The organism is Texcoconibacillus texcoconensis (assembly GCF_014202575.1).
GTDB classification, from domain to species: domain Bacteria; phylum Bacillota; class Bacilli; order Bacillales; family Salisediminibacteriaceae; genus Texcoconibacillus; species Texcoconibacillus texcoconensis.
On sequence record NZ_JACHHB010000002.1, the window covers coordinates 264,175 to 284,177 of the forward strand.

The 20,003-nt window shown below is 41.1% G+C and carries 12 protein-coding genes and 1 riboswitch; of the genes, 3 read left to right on the top strand and 9 right to left on the bottom strand.

Annotated features, from left to right (window positions below; genetic code table 11):
• Positions 1–173 precede the first annotated feature (173 nt).
• From HNQ41_RS03265 to rlmD (HNQ41_RS03280), 4 genes are all read right to left on the bottom strand, one after another.
• A complete protein-coding gene (locus tag HNQ41_RS03265; protein ID WP_184662981.1) occupies positions 174–1,586 on the bottom strand; it encodes an MFS transporter in 1,413 nt (470 codons plus the stop codon).
• Between the two features lie 257 nt (positions 1,587–1,843).
• Positions 1,844–4,459 carry a penicillin acylase family protein gene (locus HNQ41_RS03270; protein WP_184662982.1) on the bottom strand — a complete coding sequence of 872 codons (2,616 nt, stop codon included), beginning with the start codon at positions 4,457–4,459 and terminating at the stop codon, positions 1,844–1,846.
• 626 nt (positions 4,460–5,085) lie between these two features.
• Positions 5,086–6,576, bottom strand: coding sequence for a 23S rRNA (uracil(1939)-C(5))-methyltransferase RlmD (gene rlmD / locus HNQ41_RS03275; protein WP_184662983.1), 1,491 nt, complete (start codon positions 6,574–6,576; stop codon positions 5,086–5,088).
• A 761-nt stretch (positions 6,577–7,337) separates the two neighbouring features.
• Positions 7,338–8,720 (bottom strand): 23S rRNA (uracil(1939)-C(5))-methyltransferase RlmD, encoded by a 1,383-nt coding sequence (gene rlmD, locus HNQ41_RS03280; RefSeq protein ID WP_184662984.1) that lies wholly within the window; start codon positions 8,718–8,720, stop codon positions 7,338–7,340.
• A 279-nt stretch (positions 8,721–8,999) separates the two neighbouring features.
• Here rlmD (HNQ41_RS03280) and HNQ41_RS03285 point away from each other — a divergent pair, with 279 nt between their 5' ends.
• The 3 genes from HNQ41_RS03285 (at position 9,000) to HNQ41_RS03295 (ending at position 13,018) form a co-directional block, all read left to right on the top strand.
• Positions 9,000–9,455, top strand: a complete 456-nt coding sequence (locus HNQ41_RS03285) for a hypothetical protein (protein ID WP_184662985.1) — start codon at positions 9,000–9,002, stop codon at positions 9,453–9,455.
• Between the two features lie 247 nt (positions 9,456–9,702).
• Positions 9,703–9,789: riboswitch (cyclic di-GMP riboswitch) on the top strand.
• 145 nt (positions 9,790–9,934) lie between these two features.
• Positions 9,935–11,623: a methyl-accepting chemotaxis protein gene (locus HNQ41_RS03290; protein ID WP_184662986.1), complete on the top strand. Its 1,689-nt coding sequence runs from the start codon at positions 9,935–9,937 to the stop codon at positions 11,621–11,623.
• Between the two features lie 186 nt (positions 11,624–11,809).
• Positions 11,810–13,018: an IS4 family transposase gene (locus tag HNQ41_RS03295; RefSeq protein ID WP_184662987.1), complete on the top strand. Its 1,209-nt coding sequence runs from the start codon at positions 11,810–11,812 to the stop codon at positions 13,016–13,018.
• A 152-nt stretch (positions 13,019–13,170) separates the two neighbouring features.
• Here the strand turns inward: HNQ41_RS03295 and HNQ41_RS03300 are convergent, their stop codons facing one another.
• The 5 genes from HNQ41_RS03300 to HNQ41_RS16590 all read right to left on the bottom strand — a co-directional run bounded on the left by HNQ41_RS03300 (position 13,171) and on the right by HNQ41_RS16590 (position 19,855).
• Positions 13,171–14,085 carry a DMT family transporter gene (locus HNQ41_RS03300; protein WP_184662988.1) on the bottom strand — a complete coding sequence of 305 codons (915 nt, stop codon included), beginning with the start codon at positions 14,083–14,085 and terminating at the stop codon, positions 13,171–13,173.
• Positions 14,086–14,309: 224 nt separating this feature from the next.
• On the bottom strand, positions 14,310–15,215 hold the full coding sequence (locus HNQ41_RS03305) for a diacylglycerol kinase (protein ID WP_184662989.1): 906 nt from the start codon (positions 15,213–15,215) through the stop codon (positions 14,310–14,312).
• Between the two features lie 120 nt (positions 15,216–15,335).
• Positions 15,336–15,944 carry a hypothetical protein gene (locus HNQ41_RS03310; protein ID WP_184662990.1) on the bottom strand — a complete coding sequence of 203 codons (609 nt, stop codon included), beginning with the start codon at positions 15,942–15,944 and terminating at the stop codon, positions 15,336–15,338.
• Positions 15,945–16,060: 116 nt separating this feature from the next.
• Entirely contained in the window at positions 16,061–17,116 is a 1,056-nt protein-coding gene (locus HNQ41_RS03315; protein WP_184662991.1) for an NlpC/P60 family protein, read from the bottom strand.
• A 147-nt stretch (positions 17,117–17,263) separates the two neighbouring features.
• Positions 17,264–19,855, bottom strand: coding sequence for an S-layer homology domain-containing protein (locus HNQ41_RS16590; RefSeq protein ID WP_246421468.1), 2,592 nt, complete (start codon positions 19,853–19,855; stop codon positions 17,264–17,266).
• Positions 19,856–20,003 lie beyond the last annotated feature (148 nt).

A 20,003-nucleotide genomic window follows, 5' to 3' on the forward strand; every position in this document is an offset into this window, starting at 1 on the left:
TTACATTTCACAACTTATATTTGTCATCTACTACACGATTATTGAAAAGAAAAAAATGCTGTCGAAACAGCTTTAAAAATGGAACTTATACTTTTACAAGAAAATACATGTCTTAATCGTGTAGGGGTATTTTGATAGAGACGGTTTCGATTCGGCACTCTAAAGTATTCATCTCACGTTTCACTTGCTAAATGTTGCTGTTTCTCTTCTTTTTTATTTTCATCGCCTCTAAACACCCAAGTAAATAAGGACAAGGCAACGACTGTCACTAGCATTAAAATAAAGAACAGATTTGAATAAATCATATTATCTCCACTCAATGCTAATGGGTTCATAAGATAAGAAACATTTCCTAAGTCTAAATAGCTTCCAAATAAAGCTGAACTCACCGCACCAGCCATAAAGTTTAATAAATTGAATAAACCCATTCCAACACCAGTACGCTCATTCGGTAGAATGGTTGTTAATAGATTGGCCGTCGAACTTTGGATCAACGGGAACCCTAAATATGTGACCAATAAACAGATCGCAATCACCCATGGTGAATAGCCTGCAAAGGTCGAAATCAACAGTACACCAGCTCCAACGAGAGTAAGAGCAATCACTACCACTCCTTGGCTTCCACGGAGTTCAATAAGTTTTCCTCCAAATTGTCCAATAAAACCTGCGAAAATCGCTCCTGGAAATAAAACAAAACCAATTCCTAACGTACTCATGTCATAAAGGTCTCGCAACATAATTGGAATGACAAAAATCATCCCAAATAACGCAGACGTTCCTAAGAAACTTGTTAACACGGTCGTTGTGTAACGACGATCCTTTAACATAGTTGGTTGAATAAATGGTTCTCGGACCGAAAGCGTTCGCCATACAAACAAAATAAACGAAAAAAATCCGATCGTTAAGACCCAAACATTGAAAGTCGTCACAAACATCAAAAACCCAGAAACAAAACCAGTTAAAAATAATGCACCAATAAAATCAACCGTTCCCTCTCTTTTCCCTTCTTCAGGAAGCCATCGGCGTAATAATGGAACAGCAAGAATAGAAAACATTGAAAAAACAAATAAAAATCGCCACTCAAGGACACCACCAATTAATCCTCCTGCAATTGGACCTACACCTGAGGCGAAGGCCACTGTCGAAGAAATAATGCCGAAAACTTTCCCTTTTTCATCTGGTAAAAAGCGAGCCGGGATGATAAATGCGAAAGCCGGAATGGTTGCACCCCCTACAGCTTGAATGATTCTTGCCACAATTAAAGTCGTATAATTAGGTGCAATTAAACCTAGCGTCGCACCTACAGCAAACAGAATAACTCCCACGGAAATCAAGGTTTTAATAGGATAAATATCTGCAAGTTTTCCATACATCAGTGAACAAACAGCAAAAACAAGAATATATCCTGTCATCACCCAACTTACTTGTGAAGGCATTAACCCGAATTCTTCAGCAATATCAGGAACAGCCACATTAAACATCGTCCCGTTCATAACCGTAAATATGAGTAATATACAGATCAATAAAATTAGTTGACTTTTCTTTTTCGAATCAAGTTGATGATCCAGCTTAGATGCACCAGTCATAGTCTGAGAACCCCTTTAGTTTTCATAACAAAAGAAACGCCGGTAATTATACATAACCGCCGAATTGCCATTGAAATATGAAAATTACAATCATTTATTTCGCCTCTCTATATATTAAACACCCCTTATTTGAATGTCAAAGCAGCAAATATTCAGAAAAGAATTCATCCTTCCCACCTACCAACATTGCCTTTAACACGATAAAAAACCACCTACAGTTATCATGAACGATAGGTGGCTTTTACGATGGTCATATTTTATCTCTCCGGTAGAAAGCGTAACTCTTTTAAACTTTCTCGCTCCGATCGGGACCCGCTCATTGGCTTCAACTCCCCTTCTATCCATGGCTCTACCTGATCATCATAGTGAGGTGACCACAGTTGGCCTGATTGTCCTGGCATCAAAATATCGTAAAACTCAGGGTCATTAGAGAAATGCCCAACAAATCGCCATCCTGCAGCGGTGGTAATGTTACCACTCTCTTGATCATAGCCCATCATACCTGGTGTTGCCGCACTCCCACCTAAAGGCCAGTCACCTACATTGAAAATGTGATTAAGCGGAAAAACTTCACCTAGTGGGTGTTCAACGGTCATTGAATGGAACTCTCCCCACTCCCAACTTCGCGGGTTTTCCCCTTGTAATTCAACCGCTTCATCAACGGCTTCCGAAAACGTTTTTCGCGCAAAATCCGGGAATGACTGATGCCACTCGTCCTCCAGAAAAGAAAACAACACATGTTCCTCGTGTTCTGAAGCCTTTGTAATGACATCATGAATTGTATTTGAATTCGAGTAAGAAAAACCAAATATGTCTTCAAACAAAGCATCGGCAAACGTTTGATACCACAGGTTCCAAATAAGCGCTTCCGAAGAATCGGCATGCTCTACATAATCCCATTCTTCTAACAATGAATAAACTTCTTGTTCAACTTCACCTAGGGGATCAAACTTTTCTTCGTCTCCTTCATGTTGATCATTCACAGCTTTTTGGTCAGAAACAGCTAGTGCATCTAATAGTTTCGGTAATAACGTTTCTGCTTTTGCACTATAAAAATCAACTTGCATCTCTTTCATGTCATTCACTGTCATTGGCTCCTCTTTTGACCTTGCAGCTTCAAATACGTTTTCCAACCGCTTTGCACGATAAGGATGAAAACTACGTCCAATTTCAAATGGATATGCTTCATCAATCGGTTGATTGTTGGCTGTCATGATGTAACCTTCTTCTGGGTTGATCTCCTGTGGCATAGATTCACTTGGAATGAAGCCATCCCACTGGTAATCAGGATCCCAACCTGGTTTAGGCAACTGCCCAGTTGATTGCTGGCGAACCGGAAGTAAAGCTTGGCCGCGATACCCGATATTTCCTTGTTGATCTGCAAACACCCAACTTAAAGCAGGCGTCACAAACCCCTCAAGCCCTTCTTTAAATTCATATATGTCGGTTGATCGATTTAATCGAAGTATGCCATTTAATTCTTCACCAGCCTCTGCTCCTGTCCACCGTAATGAAATGGCTTGATACGGTCCATCATCAACAACTTTGTTAATAACAGGACCATTTCTCGTAACTTCTACCCGTTCAATATGAGGGTCATCTTCTTCCTCTATCTGTATTTCTTCTTCAATCACCGTCGCTCTTTCCCAATGGTCATCGTATAAATACATATTTGGATCCTTTGGGTGGACACGCTCTAAAAATAGATCTTCTTGGTCGGCAGAAAGTGAAGTTACCCCCCATGCAACGTGTTGATTGTGACCAAGAACGACACCCGGAATGCCAGGAACAGTTACTCCAACCGATTCAAAATCATTTTCTATGTTAAGGTGTGTTTGGTACCAAACACTCGGAATCGCTAATCCTAAATGTGGATCATCTGCGATCAGCGGAAAACCAGACTCCGTCAATTGACCGCTAACTGCCCAGTTATTACTCCCATTGTACGGAGATGGCGCATAAGCTCGCAATTCACGGAAATCTTCACTTGAAAATGGTATCTCACCTATATGTCGGTGGTCCATTTCCATATGATCATCCACTGTATCATTTTCCACAAGCTTTTCAGATTGTTCATAAGATGGGTGAACATTGTCAACATCCTTTTCCTGTTTCAACTGTTCTTCTGGAATGTTGATATCATCATTGTTTTCTAGCGAAGTAACAACAGGAAATCGTTCTTCATTATAGTTAGGGAACAATTTTAAAGCATCTTCACCCATGTGACGCACCATTTCGTAATGCTTGAGTTCGTCCTTGTAGTTTCCTGATAATGTATACCCCATATACTTTACAACAAGTGCTGTATCTTGAGGCGTCCACGGTTCTGGTTCATAACCTAGGATGCTGAATTCAATTGGATCATTGCCATTTGCAAATACTTCTTCGATATAAGCTGTGACCCCTTCGGCATAAGCATTGACCATTTCCGCCGTTTCACGGTCAAACTGCTCGACAAGTGCTTGCGTTTCTCGGTGCATGCCATATGTACGAAAAAAACGATCGCTATCAAGCGCATCCTCACCTACTACTTCGGCTAACTCGCCACTAGCAAGACGTCGGGTCATATCCATTTGAAACAAGCGATCTTGCGCTGTGACGTAACCTTGAACATAAAAGGCATCATGAGCACTATTCGCATCAATTTGTGGTACCCCGTGACCGTCACGAATGACACTCACTTCTTCACGTATCACATCATCGTAAAGTTCACCTTCCAATTCAGGGTGACTGCTCGTTACAAACCAATAAACAACTCCCATAAACATAACAATAATGATCAATAATATGGCGAAAATCACAAATAGCCACTTCTGCCATTTTTTCTGAAGAAGAGAAACCCGCTTTTCTTTCGTCACAACAGGAGAAGACATAGATAACACCCTCTACTAGAAAAGTTGTCATACTTTACTTTCCGATAAAGTCAAAAAAATCCTTTCATTTCTTTTTAAAAAACAAGATCAGGCACGGAAACTCTAGTTAAGTTTGTGCCTGACCTTGTACAATATGGATATGATTAATTGAATGTATATTCGTGAACTTTAAATAAATGTTAAGGGAAACACAAAAAATGTTAATGATCGTGCTCATCAAAATTCCCCGTGTCTCTAAATTGCTTACATCGCAACATTTTACAAATGAAAACGATGAATCCTTTGCGTTGGAACCATCGTTTTTATTCTCTTATTCTTTTTCCTTTGTGACTGAACGGTCCTCTACTCGCAATGCCGCATAATAAAAAGAAGTGTAATATGTGATGCATTCAAAACAAAGTCTCAACACAAACCCCCATTTTCCCCACTTTTGATTCAACTATTTTGTCCCAACTTCATTTTCACGCGAGATTAAAGTTCGATTAGAAAAATCATGAAAAGGCCTGAGAAATCAGTCTCCTGTCCCTCAAGCCTTCACCTTCTTTCCGAATCTGTTCGATCTTTATCCTTACAAATTCGGGCATTTGTTCTAACTTTTTTATAAATGGTGGATCTTTATTTTGACATTACACATCTAAAACAATTTCAGCGACGGCTTCAACGTGATTCGTCTGAGGGAACATGTCCACAGGTTGAACTTGTTTTGTACGAAATCCACCGTCTTCTAAAATACGTAAGTCGCGAGCAAGGGTCGCTGGGTTACAGGAAACATAGACGATCCGTTTAGGTTTGAGTTGAATCAAGCTAGACAAAAAGGCTTCGTCGCACCCGCTTCTAGGCGGGTCCATAAACACGACATCTATATTTTCATCACGTTCCGCCATCTGTACCATGAACTCTCCAGCGTCGCCTTGATAAAATCGGGCATTTTTTACGCCGTTACGCTTTGAATTACGAATAGCGTCACGAACCGCACCTTTATTAACCTCCACACCAATGACCTTGCCAGCTCTCTTACTTGCAACCAGTCCAATCGTACCGATACCGCAGTATGCGTCTATTACGGTTTGCTCTCCAGTTAGCCCTGCCATTTCAATAGCCCTTGTATACAGCTTTTCTGTCTGGACTGGATTAATCTGATAGAAGGAATTCGCTGAGATCTCGAATTCCAATCCACAGAGTGTGTCTGTTATGGTTCCCTTGCCGTATAGCACTTTTTCCTGATTGCCAAGCACCATGCTGTCATTCCTGTCATTTATGTTCAGCAGTATCGTCGTAATTTCCGGGTGAGTGTTTCTTAGGGTTTTAACGAAATTATTCTTCCCCTTAAACACTGGTGATGCGGCTACCAGAACCACCATGATTTCACCGCTCATTTTTCCTACCCTTATCAATACGTGCCGCAAAAAGCCCTGTCCAGTGTCTTCGTTGTACGGCTGCATTTTAAAGGACTTCATCATCCCCTTGATGGTTTGAATAATCTCATCTGCTTTTGGATCATGGATGATGGACCTTTCCATCGGTATGATCTGATGAGTATTTTCGGCGTATAGTCCACTAATAATCTGTCGTTTATTATTTAGACCGAATGTCATAACATTTTTGTTCCGGTACCCATACGGATGTTCCATGGTTATGATGGGCTCTGTTTTTCCAAAAGGCTTCATTAGTTCATCTATGACGTTCTGTTTGAAACGCTTTTGCGCCTGATCATTCATGTGGTGAATATGACATCCCGTACCCTCGTGGTAATAAGCAAATGGTGGATGAGCACGGTCTTCTGAAGGGTTAATCACCCGCTTCAGCTCCGTGTTGAAAAAGCGTCCTTTTTTGGAAACAATCACTTCAGCTGTTTCACCAGGCAGCAGGTTCGCAACCTCAAGCTGCTTCCCTTCCCACCGGACAATCCCTTTACCCTCACTTGTTAAACCTGAACAGGTTACCTCTACGGGTGCATTTTTCTTGCCATGGGAGCGCTTATCGGTTGTAGGAGGCTTGCCTTTGGTTTTTGAGTTTTTTCGGTTTCCCTGCGGAGGAGATTGTTTGCTATTCTGTTTTTCAGTTTGATGTTGTTTATTTTTTGATTTTTTAAATCCGTGATTCTTTTTTTTAGTCATAAAGTACTACCCTACTTTTCTTTTAGTTTGGTTCAGAAACTTGGGGACGGACCTCCTTTACCAGATTTGTAACCACTTTGTAGAAACTTGGGGACGGACCTCCTTTACCAGATTTGTAACCACTTTGTAATCATTTCTCCTTGATGATGCACTTAAAGGAACAAACGAATATTTCACCAAAATCAAACACCTTAAAGAACATACTACGGGTAATTTATCACAATATATTTTAGGGAGAAATTGCGCGAACTATCCCCGTGCACCCAAGAGGACGCAAAAACCTTTTCCTACCATTCATGTATAATAATATTAGAACGAAGCAGCAATATGTCGCATGAAGTTGTGATCACTGAAAAAGCAACCACCTACTATCCTTTGGTCGAGGGGCAGGTGGTTACTTTCTTTGCTTCTTTGAACGATTGCTAGAATCAATCTCCATACACTTATCAGAACGATACTTGATGTTAGTACAATCATTGTGTTGTCATTTTCTCACCTCCCTTCTGTCGAGAGGTGGTCAACCACACATCTGCTTCACATCGTTACAAACTACATTTAACCAGGACGTACATTCTTGTTGCAGTAATCTATAATCATGGTAACTGTTACGTTTGTTCTCAAGGAATATCCTTTCCAACTTTATTATCTTGCCTTCATAATTTTTTACACTTTCATTACAAAATCGGCTAACTAAATACGTCCCCGTGCTTCCCCGAACTAAATACGTCCCCGTGCTTCCATGGTGGATCTTTATTTTGACATTACACATCTAAAACAAGTTCAGCGACGGCTTCAACGTGATTCGTCTGAGGGAACATGTCCACAGGTTGGACTTGTTTTGTACGAAACCCTCCGTCTTCTAATATCCGTAAATCGCGGGCGAGGGTCGATGGGTTACAGGAAACATAGACGATCCGTTCAGGTTTGAGTTGAATCATTGTTTGTAAGAGTGACTCGTCACAGCCTTTTCGTGGCGGATCAACAACCATCACATCTGGTTGAACGCCTTGAGATTGCCACCACGGAATGACGTTTTCCGCTTCTCCAACGGCAAAATCGACATTTTCAATACCGTTCAATTTAGCGTTGTTTTTCGCATCATCAATCGCTTCGGGAACAATCTCTACGCCGAGTACTTGTTTTGCTTTTTGCGCTAAAAATAACGAAATCGTTCCGATGCCACAATAGGCGTCAATGACCGTTTCTTTTCCGGTTAAACGAGCATATTCTAACGCCTTTTCATATAACACTTTCGTTTGTGTTGGATTGACTTGATAAAACGAACGTGGAGAAATTGCAAATTTGATGTCACCGATATAATCGTAAATCACATCTTCTCCCCATAACGTGGTTGTTTGATCCCCGAAAATAACATTCGTTCGTTTAGGGTTAATGTTTTGGATAATGGATTTGACATTTGGGAGACGTTCACGAATTTCTTGAACGATGTTTTTCTTATTAGGAAGTTCTTTCCCTCTTGTCACAAGGACAACCATCAATTCATCCGTCGTTCTGCCGTGACGACTGACGATATGACGTAATGTTCCTTTATGTTTTTTTTCGTCGTAACTTCGAATGCCGTATTTTTTAGCGATATCTTTGACCTCTTGTACGACAAGGTCGTTCGACTCATGTTGAATAATACAATTTGGCATATCAATGATTTCATGGCTTCGCTTCGCATAAAATCCTGCAATGAGTTCCCCGTTTGCTTCACCGACTGGCACTTGCGCTTTATTCCGGTAACGCCAAGGATCTTCCATTCCTAAAGTTGGGTGTACTGCGATGTCTTCTAACTTCCCAATTCGTTTTAAGTTATCTGCTACGTGCTTTTGTTTGTGTTCGAGTTGTCCTTCATAGCTTAAGTGCTGAACTTGGCATCCACCACAACGGTCAAAGATTGGACAAGGCGGATCAACGCGTTGCGAACTCTCTTCCGTTAATTCGAGCAAACGTCCAAATCCGTAGCCTTTATTTGCTTTAACGACTTTCACTTTTCCACTTTCACCTGGTAATGCTTTAGGAACAAATAATGTATAACCTTCAATTTTTGCAACGGCTGCGCCGTCATGAGTTAAGTCTTCAAACGTCACGTTGTATGTTTCATTTTTCTTTACCGGCACTTCTCGTTTTCCTTGGCTCATGCTTGTTCTTTCCTTTCCGCTCCAATTTGACTACGGTGATTGTACCACAATTGCTGCAGTCAAAAAAATTCACGACAACCAAAAGGAAGTCGAAGGATTTTCTATTCATTCGTTTCATTTAATACGAGCGGCGTTCATACTGATCGTTCGAAAGATGGAATGTATTTTTAGTAATCATACTGTTTGCTGCTTTGATAATCTTGTCATATAATCTTTGTAACTAATTAGACACAGTTTTTGGTGTTTTGTTCACGAAATTTCGAAGGGAATGGTGACGCCATGCTTTTTCAACGCTTTCTCTATGCTTGTGTAACGACGGTCATGTTTAGTGCAATTGTTGCTGGCTTTGTTTATGAACCTGCCTCTCGTTTACCTGAAGGGGCTACTCACATGTCATTTGGTCTATTGCTTGGGATTTACATGTTCTACTCTGCACCTGTCATTTTCCTCGTCGGCATTCCTGTTTCATGGTTACTTGATAAATTGATGCTTCGTTTACCGATTCGTTCGACAATGAAATGGTATGCTACTTATCTTGGTTTATATGCTGGTGCTGGTCTATCAGTGATGCTAATCTACGTAGTCGGAAGAGCGATTAATGTAGGGATGTCTTTCGTTGAATTTAGTAATGAGGCGTTGATCTCTTCGTTAGCTGGACTCACTGCTGCATTGTTGTACTACGGCGTTATGGTTGCGTTACAAGGTACAAAAGAAAGATGGATGATGACAACATAACTATTTGTTTCTCCTCTCCTTCCTGTTGAAATGACGGGAAGGAGTTTTTTGTTTAGTGGTTTAGTTTGTTAAAGGGTAGGTGCTACCATGGTAGCACCTACCCTTTAATCTGGTGAAGTGGGACTTTTTGCTTGTTTCTGACATTATTCGCCTAATTTCTACATATTTTATTGATTTTTGATAGGATTCTTGGTATGGTTCATAAGAATCAGAATTATAGACACGTCATTGTTTAATACAAATGATATCAATATATGGGCAAACGGCTTGAAAAAGTCGGACGCAAAGCTTAAGGGGCTAGAGCCAACCAATGGTATGCCAGCCAGCTGCATCTCTCTTACACGCCCATATTTTATGCGTGTTTTTTTTACTTTTGTACATTTATGAACGGTGGGACACTTTTTCACTTTAAAGCAACACCGGGTAGGTGCTACCAAGGTAGCACCTACCCTTTAATTGACTAAAGGAAGGAGCTTATCATGAAACTAACTTTAAAACAAAAATTAATAGCTAGTTTTGTTATTATTGCTGTGATCTTTGGATTCAGCGGAGGTATTTCTTATTGGACGATGAATGAGACGAACAATTCATATGAGTACATCATTGATAATGTCAGTGAATTAGAGGTTATTAGTAGTTCAATTGAAACTAATGTAAATGTACAAAGTGCGCAATTACGCGGATATCTATTAGATCAGGACTCCGAGCGATTGGAGCGATTTGAAAATGCAAACGAGCAGATTAACACACTGATTGAAGAAGGTAGAAGCTTAGCAACAATGGAAGATACTTTAGACATGCTTGATAGTTTGGAACAATTAAACTATGACTATTATCGCCAAGCTAATACAGCTATTTCATTAGCTGATAACGACTTGGAAGGCGGAATTGAATACTTCAATAATAGTGTCGCGAACATCGCCAATGCGGCCATTGCAGATTCACAAGTGTTTTCTGAATGGTTAGGTGACATTGTTGAAGAAGAAACAGCAGCGACTGTTCAAGGAGCGGAACGTGCGATGATGGGGATTCTCATTACGACAGTGATCGCTTTTATCATTGCGATTGTTATCGGTACTGTGCTTTCTAATCGAATCACAAAGCCAATTATCAAACTTTCTGAGAATGCGACAGAGATGGCGAACGGGAACTTGAATGTAGAAACGGTGAAAATGAAGAGTCGTGATGAGGTGCAAACCTTAAATGTTTCCTTCGAAAAGATGGCTGAGAACTTAAGGGAAATGATTGGACAAATTTCGTCAAATGCAGAGCAAGTGGCGGCTTCGTCTGAGGAATTGACGAGCAGTGCGGATGAGACGACGAAAGCGACGAATCAAATTACGGAATCGATTCAGGAAGTGGCTTCTGGTGCTGAGCGGCAGTCTGATAGTACAAATCGTTCGAAAAATACGGTTAACGAGATTTCGGCGGGTATGGATAAGATTGTTTCTGGCGTTGAGTCTGCGACGGCTTCGACGGCAGTTTCGGATGAAAAGGCTGAAAATGGTGTGAAAGTGGTTGAGAAAGCCATTGATCAAATGGGGACGATTGATGCGAAAACGGCTGAGATTTCGAATGTCGTTGATCAGTTGGGTAATAAGTCGAAAGAAATTGGTAGTATCATTTCGTTGATCACTGATGTCGCTGAACAAACGAACTTATTGGCGTTAAATGCGGCGATTGAGGCTGCTCGAGCTGGTGAGCACGGAAAAGGTTTTGCGGTTGTAGCGGATGAAGTGCGAAAGTTAGCAGAACAGTCGAACCAATCGGCCAATCAAATTAGCGGGCTTATTCAAGAGATTCAACAAGGTATTGACCAGTCGGTGTCTGTCATGGGTGAAGGACGTGCATCGGTACAAGAAGGCATTACTTATGTAAATGAAGCTGGTAGTGAGTTTGGTACGATTCAATCTTCAATCCACGATATTTCGTCGCAAATACAAGGTATTGCCTCTGCAGTAATCGAGATGAAAGGTAATACCGAAACGGTCGTTGAATCGGTTGATGATGCTGCTAGTGTTTCCGAAAAAACATCGAGTTACGCGCAAAATGTCGCCGCTTCAGCGGAAGAGCAAATGGCGTCCATGGAGGAAATTTCAGCTGCTGCTGAAACGCTCTCGAGTATGGCCGAGGAGCTGCAAGCAGAAGTACAGAAGTTTCGTGTTTAAGAGATAGGTGCTGTTTCGCTGTAAAGCGCGAAAGGGTAGGTGCTACTTCGGTAGCCACTACCCTTGCGCGCATGTAAAATAATGGTCTTTTTTCAATTGAAAGGGTTTTGTTTACAAAAATAAAAAAAGCTCCTATTGTAGAGAGGTGACCTGCTAGTTCCCAAATCTCTACAAAGGAGCTTAACTATGAGTAAGTTAAGTTTAGGTCATAAGAATGTGACAGGTCAATGTTTTTCTTTACTTCCGGTAGAAAAATATACTTGTCCTATATTAAATTACGACTATGACAAGCTTTCTGTGGATGCCCTCTTTAAAATTGGTGTCGCTGCTCAACTTAATAAATGGCAATCGTATGATGAGATAGTCGAAGGTTTATCTTGCGAACCGGAGGTTCTTAATGAGTTAAATCTAAAAAGTATAAGCGCTTCTCAATTAAGTAGAAGAATCAATGATTTACCAACGGAATGGGTTCAAGATGTTTTCTTTAAAACCATTGAATTACTTGAGCGTCTAACCAAAGGTGACAAAAAAGAATCGTCCCGCATGGGACCTTTTTATATTGTTGACTCAACACCCTTAAAACTTCCTTTAAATCGTTGTGACTGGGCTAAAATGTCTTCCTCTATGAGTGCAGTTAAAATGCATCTTTGTTTAGCTCACATATCTGACAATATTTCTTATCCAGTCAAAATGTTACCCTCTACGGGGAATGTAAGTGACTTTGAAAGTGTTGATTACCTCATTGAAAAATCAGATTATACTTACTTAATGGACCGAGGGTATCCATCCACCAAAAACCTTGAACATTGGTTAAAGAATGATATTAAATTTGTTGCCCGTATTACTAAAAGTATTAAAGTTTTCGAGAGAACAGACTTCACACCAACTCACCCATCAGTCCAATGTGATGCAGAAGTATATTTTGGGCTATCCAAAATCCCAGTAAGACTCGTGGAATTTTATGATGATCAACAACGTTTCTATCGTATTATGACCAACCGCTGGGATCTAACCGATCAAGAGATCATGAAGGCATACCGTAAACGGTGGGAAATCGAAAATTTCTTCAAGTGGATCAAACAACACCTAAGATTCACTGAAGTTTGGAGTACCAAACCACAGGGGATTTGGAACCAAATGTTTTTTGCTCTCATTGCCCAAATTATCACTTTAATTATTAAATTAACTACAAATACTAAGAAAACTGACTGGGAAGTACTTCGTATAATTCGTATCTACTGGATACGGCCTTGGGTCGATTTACTAGGTGAACTAAATAAGAAGAAACGGAAATCATCAAAGGGAAGACGTAAAATACCGAACTCGACAAACAATAACGAAGTTATTTTCTCGGAAACTGTCGCAAGAATTAAGCCACGAAAAAGAAAAATTTAAAATCCAATTTAAGTAAAAAAATGGGAACTAGGTCACTCTAGCCCCCACCTTCTCTTTTTTTCATTTAAACCCTAATTTAAAATTACAAATTTTAACTTAAATGTATTTTCAAAACACATGTGCAAGGGTAGTGCTTCGGTAGCACCTACCCTTTATTTCGCTAAAGTTCCCGATATTCTTTTAACACGCCGATGTTCTTTTGAAAATACGGTGACAAATGCGGAGAAAATAACGAGCACAACACCTAGCCATTGCAAAAACGTAAGTACATCATCAAATACAAAAACACCGACGAGGACGGCCACGATCGGTTCCATCGTTGATAGTATCGCAGCCCGGCTCGATTCAATTTGTGATAAACCATATGTGTAAAGCACATACGCAAATATCGTTGAGACAACGATCACACCGAGAATATAAATCCATACCTCCGAAATGAGAAAACGCGACGCATCATCCCATAATTGACTTGTCGGAAAAAGGACAAGCGTTCCAGCGAATAATGAATAGGAAGTGATCGTTAACACACTATAATGTTGGCTTACTTGTTTACCGATCACACTATACAAAGCACAAAAAAATCCAGACGCTAAACCGAGTAACAAATCAATCCATGAAATACTCGATCCACCGAACGGTAAAAATTGCACCGCAAGCGCACAACCAACCACCGTCAAAGTTAACGCGAGCATCTTTTGCCTCGTAATCATTTCCCCATAAAAAATCCGTGACAACAACATCACAAAAATCGGGCTCGTATAAAGTAAAACGACAGCAATTGAAAGGGAAGTTCGATCCATTAACACAAAGTAACACCAATTAAAAAAGGTGATACTAACAACACCTAATCCAAAAAAATGCAGTAAATGCTTCCGATGAATCCGTAAAGATTTTCGCGAAAAAAGAAAAAGAAACGTAAATAAGATCAACGACGCGCCAGTCATTCTAATTGCAACAATGTCCCATGCTGAAAATCCAAAATCATACAATGATTGCACGAAAAGACCTGTTAACCCCCAAAAACTTGCCCCAATCATGGTAATATAATACGCAACATATTGATTCATACTTTCACCTTCTTCTCTCTCTATTTAAAGGTTTCCGTTATGATCTTTCTGTTGTTGAAAAAAGGAAAACCCGATCCCAAAAGTTCACTTATTGATGCGATTCCCCCACACTTGAGCTTGTCAATTAAAGGAGTCCCATTTTACAGGACCCTCATTGTCACGTTTCATAAAGGCGCATTTGAAGCATATGCGTGCATGACGCTGGTTGTTCTTAAACCTTCCACCTAGGGTTTGAACGAATTTAACTTTTTTTCTGGGACGAGCATGTCGAGGTGTTGGTATAAATTGACAAATTCCCCGGGCAATTTTCCACCATATTCGCCATCGATGTTGAGGAGCATTTCTTTTTCAGGATGAACTTTGATTCGGTGTGCTTGTACGTATATGACTCTGTCGTCGTGGATATGTTCGCCTCTTAAGGCGGAGCTGGCTATTCGGGCGACATCTGCTATGTTTGTTTTTTTCACGATGAGCATGTCGAACATGCCATCGTTCATGTAGGCGTTTGGTGCGAGTTTTTCGAATCCGCCGACTGAGTTCGTGTTGGCGACAAGAAAGAGCATAATATCGCCCTCAAACCATTTTCCGTCGTATTCGATCGTGACATGGTTTGGTTTAATGCGCGGGAGCTTTTCAAAGCCTTTAATATAATAAGCGACTTGTCCCATCATCGTTTTTAATTTGCTCGGCACTTCGTATGTCAGTTCGGTGAGCGTTCCTGCGCCGGCGATATTAATGAAATATTGCTCCCCAACGCGACCAATATCCACCGCCCGCGCATTTCCTGCACATAGAACATCACAAGCAGCTTCAATTTCCTTCGGGATCGCGACAGCACGCGCAAAATCATTCGTCGTTCCACCAGGAATAATCCCAAGCGTCGGTCGATTCGGTTGCTCAGCTAACCCATTGACGACTTCATTAATCGTCCCATCCCCACCAGCAGCAACAACCAGGTCAAAATGCTCAGAAGCCCTTTGCGCCTCCCATTTCGCGCAATCCTTACCCGTCGTCGCGTGCGCAGAAGTCTCAAAACCCACTTCCTCAAGACGATTCAAAATATAAGGAAGATGCCTTTTCATATGTTCGCGCCCAGAAGATGGATTGTAAATGATTCGTGCACGTTTCATAATTAATCTCCTTTAGCAGCGAGAAACTGCCTGCATATTAGAACATGAAGTTGTTCGCCTCTGCCAATTTCTTTCCATTTTCTTCATTCATTATAGCACATTCTCTTCACGGAACTCGTCTCAAAAAAGCGTGAAGGTTGTGATGAAAAAGAAGATCACACCTACCTTCAAATATAACCGTTTTTTCATCGTTCGTTCCGCTCGCTTCTCACGTAACGCATCGAGTACATCTAGTTTCAACTCTTCTAAAAGATATGCTTCTTTATTTTGTTTAAATGTCAATTTAACATTTTCATTATATTGATCATTAAATGGCGTTCTATCCCACGACACGTTGATTGTATCATTTGTGTATGGATGTTTATATACAGCTGTTAATTCATCAACATTGACTTCTTTTTTTAGTGGGAGGTGATGATGTCGAATGTGCTCATTCAACACTTCAAGCGTTTCTTCATAAGGGCCATTTAAGACAGCATACGCTTCTCTTTTATTGAATATTTGGAAAGTAATTAAAATAATAACGCCAATAATAATCCCATAAAACACCCAATCTACAATGTCGACGAATTGATACATGCTAATGACAACAATAACAAACACGAAGAATTCTCCAAACGAAAAGCCTGAGGTTTTATAAACACCCCGACCTTGGTGTTGACGGTATTGTGTCAACAAATATGAGACGGACGCTAATAACAAGGTAAATATCGGCGATGTCACATCCATCATAAAACCTTCTTTCATTTCTGGCTGACTTTCATTTCTTCAAATATAACATAATCATCCATTTTTAAAACATAAAGAAAATCGAGCAGCACGACACTGCTCGATTCGTTTGAAGTTTATTCGATGACCCTTTTCGTGTACATATAGTTGTCGCGCCAGTAAGCAACATCCATAAAGTTTTCTTGGATCACGACACCTCTTGATGTTGTTGCAGAGATCATCGCACCATCGCCAAGATAAATGCCGACGTGACCTGGTCGACCATCGCTATATAGGCTCGAGTTTTTGAAGTATACTAAGTCACCGATTTCAAGGCTTTGCACCGTTCTACCGACGCTCGCTTGCTCCCTTGCCGTTCGTGGTAAATCAATACCATATTGTTGGAAGACATATTTTGTGTAAGAAGAGCAGTCAAATAATTGTGGTGCTTGATCTAATGTCGCCCCTAATTGATACCCTGCTCCAATGTAGTCTTTCGATGTTGCGGCAACGCCGTTTCTAATGTCTGTTACTGAATCTGTCGCTTTATCATCGTCAACTGGTTCTTCTTCGTCAATCGGCTCCATCTCCTTGACGTCGTCACGGTCTGGAAGCTTTAGCAACTCACCTGTACGAATGAGGTTCGACGAAAGGTTGTTGACCTCTTTTAATTTATCAACCGTCGTGTGGTGAATCTGTGAAATACGCCAGAGAGTATCATGTTTTTGTACACGGTAGAAACCAGCTGGCTTTTGTACTTGAATCGACCCATCTTCTGAGTTGAATGTGATATAAGTATTGTAAAGCGCACCGGCAGTATCTAAAGAAACATACGCCGTATCATTGATCCAACGCGGTGGGTCAATGTTCATGAACTCATCACCTTTTGTTGCTCTCGCTCCCCCCATTGTAATTCGGACGGCAGTTGACCCATCTGTCGTTTCGTACGTTTTCGTTGACTGTTCAAACTTGATGTCTTTATATCCTAAAATGCGAGATACTTCTCTAAAAGGAAGATAATATGTGTCACCCATTTTAATTGGATCAATGCCATCAACCGTTTCACCATTAATCACAAATCCTGCAGTCGGGACTGGTTCATATTCGGCTGCGAAAGTCACTTCGCTTGCAAAGCTTACCAAACTAAAAACAATCACAAGCGAAAGAAAAACTGTCTTTCTTAATGCTTGCATGATCTTTCACCTCAACAATCGTGAATTTCATTCTTGATGCTGAGGCTTATTGTGAGATAAATAGACGATCGTTATTCGATGATGGTCATTTTAATCGATGGTAATGATTTCAACCAACACTTATCGCAAACAATACATTTTGACGAACTAAACCGCGAACACATGATTACCGATCGTCGCTTGCGTCGTTAATGTTTCAACCCATGGAGATGTTGATGTGTCTGGATTGTAAAAGAAGAGCGAGCCTCCTGTTGAATCAGCCCCTTTTAACGCTTCAATGACTGCTTCTGTATCCTCGTCTGTTGCTGAACGTTCAATTTGTCCATTTTGAACTGGTTCAAATGCGTATATCGTGCCATCATTGTGCGTTTCATAGATCACGCCTTCGATCGTATTCGGAAATTCATCACTTAAGACACGATTAACGACAACGCTTGCGACAGCTACTTTTCCTTCATAAGGTTCACCACGAGCTTCTGCATGAACGAGGCGACTCATCAAGTCAATATCTTCTTCTGTCGCATCAATGATAAAGTCAGTAGCTACTGAAACCTGATCTTCATCAGGGTCGGGCTCGGGGCTCGTTTCAGGGGGCTCAGGTTCTGGGGAAGGTTCTCCCTCAGTCGGTGATTCATCTTCAATTTCTCCAGGAACCGTCAACACTTGACCTACTCGGATTGTATCATCAGTCAGGTTATTCGCATCGCGTAAATCAGATACCGTCGTGTCGAACATACGCGCAATTGAAAATAATGTGTCCCCTGATTTTACGGTGTATTCACTCACATTAGATGTTGGTTCGTCGATTGTCACTTCATCAGTAACCAACGGCTCATCGTCTTGAATACTTTCGAGAATTTCATCGATGTAAGGCATCATTCTTGTTAAAATGACGGCTATTTCTGCGCGCTTCAATTGTCCATTAGGACCAAATGTGCCATCAGGGTAGCCTTTAATGATCCCTAAGTCGGTTAAATGATGAATGGCATCCGCTGACCACCTGTCTGGTGTAATATCACGGAAAGCTTGATTTTCGGATGAAACTTCTTCTCTTTCTAGAACACGATCTAATATAACAGCCATTTCTTCTCTCGTGATCGTATCGTTTGGGGCAAATACCGCTTCGCTTCTCCCTGAAATGAGTCCATGTTGTTTTGCGATTTCGATTTGGTTATGTCCCCAAAAACTTTCACGAACGTCTTGAAACGAACTTTCTACTTCTTGTATTGGTTCAAGTTCAAGGGCATTGACGAGGGTAACCGCTGCTTCGGCGCGTGTAAGTGTACCTTCGGGGACAAATGTTGTGTCTGTTCGGCCTCTCATCCAGCCACGGTCTCTTATTGATTGAATGTCTTCTTTTGCCCAATGTGTTTGAATATCCGTCAGTTCTGCTCTCTTGCCCTCATTAGCAGTTTCTACAGGCGTTTCGGCGTCTTGATCTACCGTTTCTCCTGCTTCGACCGGTTCTCCGGCCTCTTCTCCATCGACTGGTACAGATGGTGGAACATTGTTCAACCATGTAGAAAAATGTCCCCAGATCGCAGGGTTTTCTTGTCCTAACGCCCAGCTTCCTGTTCCTTTTAAGTCGTATTGATGAACGAGTTTCGTTTTCGCTTCGAGGGACTGCTCGTTTTCAAACCAAACAGTATATGTGCCTGGGTGTAACGTGCGACCTGATACTGTTGACGTTGGGTCCCCTTCTTCAATGGTAAAAGTTGCTTCTGGTGATTGCAGGTCTTCATGATAGGTGATCTCGCCATCATACTTTGCGACGAGTTGCTCTGTCTGTGCTTTTGAAATCCCAAAACCGCCTTGTTCTTGGCCATCAACCCAATAACGGCCGAAGAAGGGCAAGCCTAAAACGACTTGGTCAGAAGGAACGGATTGTAAAATCTGTTCAACAGACCTCTCTACCCACGGATAACTTGCGACAGGCCCGGCTGGTCCACCAGAATAACTCTCATCGTAAGCCATGAGCATTAAGTAATCGGCGTATTCAGCGAGTGCTTCATAGTCATACATGCCATGCCAGCCTTGTGTCCATCCATTTGGATTGGCAGCGACTGCTACAGACACTTCTTTATCATCTGGGATCTTCTCTCTTAACAATCGAACGAGGTCTGTGAAATCATCGCGGTCATCATGGGTGACATTTTCAATATCGACATTGACGCCATGTAAATCATATTCTTCGATGACATCAGCAATTTGTGTTGATAATTGCTCACGATTTTCTAAAGCGACCCGCCCTAATTCGCGATCCCAATGGTTACTCAAAAACGGGGTGATTTGGATATCCCTTTGATCCATTTCGCTAATGAAATGTTCACTGAACTGGCGTGTTAATTTTAAAGAGCCGTCTTCATGGATATCAAAGTAACTAGGGGAAACGACTTGGACAGATTGTTCTGTGCGATCAACAAACTGTACTTGCGTCTCTGGCGTGCCAAAAAATAAGTAAGACATATTAAATGTATTGCTTTCCGCTTGTGCCGATCCCATATTCATGGAAAAAAAGAAGAGCCCACCAACCATCACGACCACTTTCGCTGATCCAAGACCAGAAAACCGTTTTTTCACCTTTTCAGCTATACGGTCTTTTAAGGATCGTTTATCGGTTGTTGGTTGTGTTCCTAATTCAGAAGCAAACTCTTCACTAAATGGATCGAGGTGAACGACGACAACGGGGCGCTCATGTTCATGTTCATGCTTCAACTCATACTTTTGAATAAAATCCATACGTCACACACCCTCCCTTATCTTAAAGTTAGGATTTATTGATGAGGGTGCAATTATTCTTTTCATACAGAAAGAAAGGCATCTCAACACTTAATGTGCCAAGACGCCTTCACGACTTCATGATCCTATACTACTTTAAATCGACACT

Coding starts and splice junctions, on each gene's coding strand:
- HNQ41_RS03310 (WP_184662990.1), bottom strand. CDS start 15,944: ATGGATGTGACATCGCCGATATTTACCTTGTTATTAGCGTCCGTCTCA.
- HNQ41_RS03315 (WP_184662991.1), bottom strand. CDS start 17,116: ATGCAAGCATTAAGAAAGACAGTTTTTCTTTCGCTTGTGATTGTTTTT.
- HNQ41_RS16590 (WP_246421468.1), bottom strand. CDS start 19,855: ATGGATTTTATTCAAAAGTATGAGTTGAAGCATGAACATGAACATGAG.
- HNQ41_RS03285 (WP_184662985.1), top strand. CDS start 9,000: ATGCTTTTTCAACGCTTTCTCTATGCTTGTGTAACGACGGTCATGTTT.
- HNQ41_RS03300 (WP_184662988.1), bottom strand. CDS start 14,085: ATGAATCAATATGTTGCGTATTATATTACCATGATTGGGGCAAGTTTT.
- HNQ41_RS03305 (WP_184662989.1), bottom strand. CDS start 15,215: ATGAAACGTGCACGAATCATTTACAATCCATCTTCTGGGCGCGAACAT.
- rlmD (WP_184662983.1), bottom strand. CDS start 6,576: ATGACTAAAAAAAAGAATCACGGATTTAAAAAATCAAAAAATAAACAA.
- HNQ41_RS03265 (WP_184662981.1), bottom strand. CDS start 1,586: ATGACTGGTGCATCTAAGCTGGATCATCAACTTGATTCGAAAAAGAAA.
- HNQ41_RS03295 (WP_184662987.1), top strand. CDS start 11,810: ATGAGTAAGTTAAGTTTAGGTCATAAGAATGTGACAGGTCAATGTTTT.
- rlmD (WP_184662984.1), bottom strand. CDS start 8,720: ATGAGCCAAGGAAAACGAGAAGTGCCGGTAAAGAAAAATGAAACATAC.
- HNQ41_RS03290 (WP_184662986.1), top strand. CDS start 9,935: ATGAAACTAACTTTAAAACAAAAATTAATAGCTAGTTTTGTTATTATT.
- HNQ41_RS03270 (WP_184662982.1), bottom strand. CDS start 4,459: ATGTCTTCTCCTGTTGTGACGAAAGAAAAGCGGGTTTCTCTTCTTCAG.